Source organism: Terriglobus sp. YAF25 (assembly GCF_052113305.1).
Lineage (GTDB): Bacteria > Acidobacteriota > Terriglobia > Terriglobales > Acidobacteriaceae > Terriglobus.
The window spans coordinates 1-6,177 of the sequence record NZ_JBFRCY010000222.1; the positions used below are offsets into that span (position 1 = coordinate 1).

Sequence of the window (6,177 nt, forward strand, 5' to 3'; positions counted from 1 at the left end):
GGCAAGGGCTCACGAAACCGGTCTTCTTCGGCTTCATCATCTCGTCCATCGGCTGCTACTTCGGCATGCAGACGAAAGGCGGCACCCAGGGTGTGGGACGATCCACGACTGAGGCCGTAGTAGCCTCTTCCATTTTGATCATCGTTTCGGATTTCATTCTGACCCGGTTCTTGATCGGGATCCTGGGACGCTAGATGCCATCCATCAAAGAGACCGCGCTCAAGCATGGATTGCCTCCTGACGCTCCGGTTGTCTCCTTCGAGGACGTCTCCATCAGCTTCGAAGGCAACGAGGTATTGCGCAATGTCTCCTTTACCRTCATGCCCGGTGAGACCCGCATGTTGCTGGGCCCGGCGGGCGGTGGCAAATCTGTTCTGCTGAAGCTGGTTGATGGTCTTCTCAAGCCGGATTCGGGCCGCATCTTCGTCTTTGGAGAAGAGATCACGGCGATGCGGGAGCGGGATCTCTTCAAACTGCGTCGGCGTATCGGTATGGTCTTTCAGGAATCGGCTCTGTTCGACTCCATCAACGTCGAGGACAACGTCGCCTACCGCCTCAACGAAGAAGGCGTTGCCCCGGAAGAGGCTCATCGCCGCGTCGTGGAAGCGCTGGAATTCGTCGAACTGGGTCATGCCATTGAGAAGTTTCCCTCTGAGCTCTCCGGCGGTATGCGCCGGCGTGTCTCGATCGCCCGCGCCATCATTACCGGTCCGGACCTGATCCTCTACGATTCACCGACCGGCGGTCTGGACCCCATCACGTCAACAACCATCGTTGCCCTGGTGGCCAAGCAACGCGATGTCTCCCAAACGACATCATTGCTCATCACGCATCGCCTGCAGGACGCCTTTACCCTGGCCAAGCACTATTACGACCAGAAGGAACAGCGACTGGAGCTCCTGCCCGAAGGGGAGCTCGAAGAGAATACAAAGTTCCTCATCCTGAATGAGGGACGGGTCGTCTTCGACGGCACCACACTTGAACTCACGCATTCGGAAGACCCATGGATCAGGGAGTATCTCGCTTAGGCAAGGTCGTTCTCCTTGGCGGCTCCGGCCAGATTGGCCAGACCCTGGCTCGCCATTTTCATGGCCGAGGCATCGAGCTCATCAGCATCTCTCGTACTCCACATCCCGCGCCCTGGGCTACAGTAGCCTGGGACGGTAAGACCGTTGGGCGGTGGACCAAATGCCTTGAAGGGGCAGACGCGGTTATCAATCTCGCCGGTTCAAGCATCAATACCCGCTTCACCCCTGAACATCGCGCCCTGATCCTCGACAGCCGCCTCGATGCGACCAAGACAACGGCAGCGGCCATTCGCTCCCGCAGACGGCCACCACGTGTATGGCTTAACGCTTCCGCTGTCGATATCTACCCACACTCTCTTGCTCCTACTCCCGAGACCACCATCAGCGGATATCAAGATACGGGAGCGATGGACAGCACAACTCCCGAATCATGGCGGTTCCTTTCAGAAGTCGTGTGGCGATGGGAGGAAACATTTCGAACGGAACAGGTACCGGGCACGCGCAAGGTGGCGTTACGCACCACGTTGATGCTCTCTCCGGACCGGGGCGGCGTCTTTAGGCTGTTGTCGACGCTGGCACGATTCGGTCTTGGGGGACCGCAGGGATCCGGGGAGCAATTCATCTCGTGGATGCACCACGCCGACTATGCCCGGGCTGTGGAGTTCCTGATCGAACGAGAGGACATCGCAGGTCCTGTGAATATCACCAGTCCACAGCCGCTGCCGAATCTCGAGTTCATGCGCTTGCTGCGGCAAGCTGTTCGCATGCCCATCGGCCTGCCTGCGCCCGCTTTTGGAATTCAGCTCAGTTCCCTTCTATTACGGACGGAACCGGTGCTGGTTCTGAAGTCACGATGCAGCGTGCCGACGGTATTGCAGCAACACGGATTCACATGGAGCTTTCCGGACTGGCCAGGAGCTGTGCAGGATCTGCTCTTGAGTCATTGAATGATTGAAGAAGTGAATGATTGAATAACGTTCGAGCTTCGTGGCCAAAAAATGTCCAGCAGAAAAGCGGATTTCTCCGCTCCCTTTGGTCGCTGCGAAATGACAAGAAAAAAGGCGGTTCAAGCTACGCTCGGACCGCCCAATCGCGATGAACCGTAGATCTCCTAACCACCCACTGCCACACGGCGATGGAAGAGCTCGAGCGCCATCCCATAACCCCAGCGTGCCAGAGCGGGATCATAGCGAGGCCCCTCGTCTCGAAGGAAGGCATGTGCTCCATTCACTTCGTGCCAGGTAAAGTTCAGGTTGAGCTCATCCAGACGCGCAAGAATCTTTCTCCGGCCCTCGAGTGGGACATGCGGATCCTGCCGTCCCCAGATCATCAAGAGCTCGCCTTTGACCTCGGCCGCACGCGCCAAAGAATCATCTCCGCTTACGCTTAGCGATCCTTTATGAATATCCGTTCCGTAGAAACAGACTGTCGCCAGCACATCCGGATTCATGGCCGCGCGAAACGCAAGGTGACCGCCAATGCAGATGCCCATGACGCCCAGCCGTCCGGTGCAGTCCGGACGCTGCTTCAGATGATCGAGCACCGCACGCGCATCCCCGTCATAGCCCGCCAGCGTCTTTGTCGTCTTCAGTGCATTGCCTCGATCGCTTCCGGCCTGGTCATAACCCAGCACCGTCCCTGCGGTCTCAAACTCGTGATAGATCTCCGGAATGGCGACGATATACCCATGTCCGGCAATCATGGCTGCGGTACGGCGGATGGGACCTGTTACCTGGAAGATCTCCGTATAGAAGAGAACGCCAGGATACTTGCCCTCTGCGGCCGGACGGAAGATATGTACCCGCATCGGACCGGTGGGGGTGGAGAGCTCTACGTGCTCATTTTCCAGAATCGTCATGCAGTCCACTATAGAAGAGAAAAGTTCAACTCGATCCTGAGAGCCGCCTCCGCTACACTGATGGTGCAATGGCTGCGAGCATGTATATCGTCGTGGAAGGAGAGGACCCCGGCTACGACATCTTTGTGAATGGACGGGCTCTAGCCCGTCACGAGGATGCCATCGAGAAGCTGGCGCTCCGTCTGAATGTAAAGCCCCTGATCGAGTTCTTCTCGGCCGATGAGAACTCCATGGCGCTGCTGATCGAAGAGGGCGCCGGCAATCCCGAGCTTCTGAGGCGCATGCCTCCAACCCAATGGTATGCACCGGCGGATGGCCTGCTGACTGTGCAGGCATTGCTTGATGACCTGCGCAAGGAACCACAGCTTCTTGGGTCTGAGACATCAATCGTGCTCGCTGAACTGGAAGAGTACGAGACCGTACTGCTTAAAGCAGCCGTACGCGGTCACCGCTGGCATCTTGCTGTCAGTTGGCGCTGATGCGGCAGATCGCGGCGTTGCTGCTGCTCTGCCTTCTGTGGGGTATGGAGTGGCTACGCGAGCTCCTGGTATTACCGGCGACGTCATCTACATTACGCGCAGCAATTATCTGTACTCTCGGCGCACTCCTGTATTCCTTTTCCCCTTTAGAACGCAGCATCAGCCGTCGTGGCATCGTCTCCGCGTTGGGGCTTTTTGCGCTTCCCTTATTACTGCAGCAGGCGGCGCATCTCTCCGGATACACCAGTGCCGCACTCTGGACTCTCACACCCGTGTTGATCGTAGTCGTATGTGGAGCGCAGTCTACGGGCCTGCGGCAGGAAATGTTAATCGTCGCGCTCGCTGGGGTTGCCGGAACATTACTCATCCTTCCCTTTCAATTCCCTGCGTCTCCCTCCGATGGAGTTCACTGGCTACTCCTTCTTACCGGCATTGCCAGCGCAGCCGTCGCTTCAGTCATGGCGCCGGCCGCAGCGGGATTCAGAACTACCGGACTGTTGAGCGCTGCCGCCGTTCTTTGGATCGCAACCATCGCACGTGGACCGATCTTCCTTTCGCTGCCTGAGTTGCTTTGGATCGCCTGTATCGATCTGCCGGCAATGTTCCTGCTTCTCTGGCTATTGCCGCAGATGCGTCCGGAAGCTTTGAGTACACGCTACCTTCTGCCCATGGCCATCTCGATCCTGACCAGCTGGGTCGCTCTTCATCAACAGATGACGCTCCGCTTTGCCGGCGGGGTTCTTCTGCTGCTGGTGTCTTCCGCAGGCCTCATATTGCTGTCGCGACGCACGGCTTAAAACGAAACCGGACTGCTGTAGCAGTCCGGTTTCGTCTTGTTATGCCTTAGGCAGGGCGATTGCCGCCACCCTGCTGTCCGCCAGCCGGTCCACCGGGACGACGTCCACCACGGCGACGACGACGACCACGGCCACCATCACGCTTCTGCTGTCCCTGTCCGGCACCCTGGACGAAACCTCCGGGCACGTCAGCGCGGTTGAAGTTCTCATCACCGCCTTCAACGGCTTCACCGCCTTCGCCACCTTCACCGTCGAAGTCGTCATCGCCTTCCTCGTCGTCCTCGTCGAATTCGTCGCCACCCTCAATGGTGATGGTGGGCTCATTCGACGGCTGACGCTCGGGGCGCGGAGCACGCGGTCCACGGTCGCCACGGTCGCTCTTGCCACCCTCCTGCCCGCTCTTACCACCTTCTTGCGGAGCAACAGGAGGCAGACCGAGCTTCTCACGCTGTTCACGAAGAACAGCCTTGCGGGAGAGCTTGATGCGGTTGCCTTCAATGCCCAGGACCTTGACCAGGACCTGATCGCCTTCACGCAGCTCGTCTTTCACGTCCTTCACGCGGTGCTCTGCGATCTCGGAGACGTGCAGCAGGCCGTCGGTTCCGGGGAAGATCTCGACAAAGGCGCCGAACTCCGCCAGACGAACAACCTTGCCCAGGTAGGTCTTGCCAACTTCGGGCACTGCCGTCAGATCGCTGATCATCTGGATGGCGCGATCCAACCCATCGCGGTCCGAGGAAGCTACATTGACGCGGCCCGAATCGTCGACGTCAATCTTCACACCCGTGGCCTCGATGATGCCGCGGATCACCTTGCCGCCCGGTCCGATCAGATCGCGGATCTTGTCGGTCGGAATCTGCATGGTGTGGATACGCGGAGCGTAAGCCGAAGGCTTCTCGCTCGGAGTAGCAATAACGGCGTCCATCTTGTCCAGCAAGAAGAGACGGGCAACACGTGCCTGCTCCAGGGCTTCACGCATGATCTGCGCGGTGATGCCCATGATCTTGATGTCCATCTGGAGAGCGGTAATACCGTTGCGGGTACCGGCCACCTTGAAGTCCATATCGCCATAGTGGTCTTCCGCACCAGCGATGTCAGTCAGAACGGCGTACTTATCGCCTTCCTTCACCAGGCCCATCGCGATACCCGCGACAGCGGCCTTCAGCTTGATGCCGGCGTGCATCAAGGCAAGCGACGCACCGCAGACCGTTGCCATGGAAGACGAACCATTCGACTCCAGGATGTCCGAAACGACACGCAGCACATAGGGCGACTCCGCCTCAGAGGGCAGAACCGCCTCGATGGCACGCGACGCCAGGGCGCCGTGGCCGATCTCACGGCGGCCAACGCCGGTCATACGGCCAACTTCACCGACCGAGAACGGCGGGAAATTGTAGTGCAGCATGAAGGTCTTCTTCTGCTCACCGATGTAGGTCTCGAGGCGCTGTGCATCATCACCGGTACCGAGTGTGGCAGTCACGAGGGCCTGTGTCTCACCACGGGTAAACAGCGCCGAACCGTGGGTGCGGGGAAGAACGCCAACCTCGATGTCGATCTGGCGGATCTGATCGAAGGCGCGGCGATCCGGACGGATACGCTCATCGAGCACCTGCTCACGGAAGGTGTTCTCGCGCAGCAGCTCGTAGTACTTCGAAAGCTTCTTCGGAGCATCGGGCTCATCGGCTGGAAGAGCGGCCTTCAGCTCGTCCTTGATCTCCTTGACCTTGGCATAGCTGTCGATCTTCGCGTACTTCTGCGTGTCGAGTGCATCCTTCAGGCGGTCGCCCACCCTGGACTTCAACTCGTTGTAATAGGTCTCGTCTTTCTCGACGGCGGCAACAGCGCGCTTGGTCTTGCCGGCCTTCTCTACCAGTTCGTTGATCGCAGCAACGATCTTCTTGACCTCACTGTGACCGAACTCAATTGCGTCGACTACCTTATCCTCGGCAACTTCCTTGGCTCCGGACTCGACCATCACGATGCCGTCGTTGGTGCCGACGACCATGATGTTGAGG

7 protein-coding genes are annotated in these 6,177 nt (G+C 58.7%); 5 read left to right on the plus strand and 2 right to left on the minus strand.

Features of this window, described 5'->3' with window-relative positions:
- The 3 genes from AB4043_RS11150 to AB4043_RS11160 form a co-directional block, all read left to right on the plus strand.
- Positions 1 to 194, plus strand: a 194-nt coding sequence (locus AB4043_RS11150; RefSeq protein WP_442307070.1) for an ABC transporter permease, incomplete at its 5' end; no start/stop codon positions are given.
- Complete coding sequence (locus AB4043_RS11155; protein WP_442307071.1) at positions 195 to 1,028, plus strand: ABC transporter ATP-binding protein; 834 nt, start codon at positions 195 to 197, stop codon at positions 1,026 to 1,028.
- Positions 1,004 to 1,975, plus strand: a complete 972-nt coding sequence (locus AB4043_RS11160) for a TIGR01777 family oxidoreductase (protein WP_442299403.1) — start codon at positions 1,004 to 1,006, stop codon at positions 1,973 to 1,975. Before AB4043_RS11155 ends, AB4043_RS11160 begins: the two co-directional genes overlap by 25 nt.
- 164 nt (positions 1,976 to 2,139) lie before the next feature.
- Here AB4043_RS11160 and AB4043_RS11165 read toward each other — a convergent pair whose 3' ends face one another.
- On the minus strand, positions 2,140 to 2,886 hold the full coding sequence (locus AB4043_RS11165; protein ID WP_442299402.1) for a dienelactone hydrolase family protein: 747 nt from the start codon (positions 2,884 to 2,886) through the stop codon (positions 2,140 to 2,142).
- A 68-nt stretch (positions 2,887 to 2,954) separates the two neighbouring features.
- Between AB4043_RS11165 and AB4043_RS11170 the strand changes: the two genes are divergently transcribed.
- A complete protein-coding gene (locus tag AB4043_RS11170; protein WP_442299401.1) occupies positions 2,955 to 3,365 on the plus strand; it encodes a hypothetical protein in 411 nt (136 codons plus the stop codon).
- Entirely contained in the window at positions 3,365 to 4,162 is a 798-nt protein-coding gene (locus tag AB4043_RS11175) for a hypothetical protein (RefSeq protein WP_442299400.1), read from the plus strand. The genes AB4043_RS11170 and AB4043_RS11175 overlap by 1 nt, the downstream gene beginning before the upstream one ends.
- 46 nt (positions 4,163 to 4,208) lie before the next feature.
- Here AB4043_RS11175 and pnp read toward each other — a convergent pair.
- A partial coding sequence (gene pnp / locus AB4043_RS11180) for a polyribonucleotide nucleotidyltransferase (RefSeq protein WP_442307072.1) occupies positions 4,209 to 6,177 on the minus strand: 1,969 nt, incomplete at its 5' end.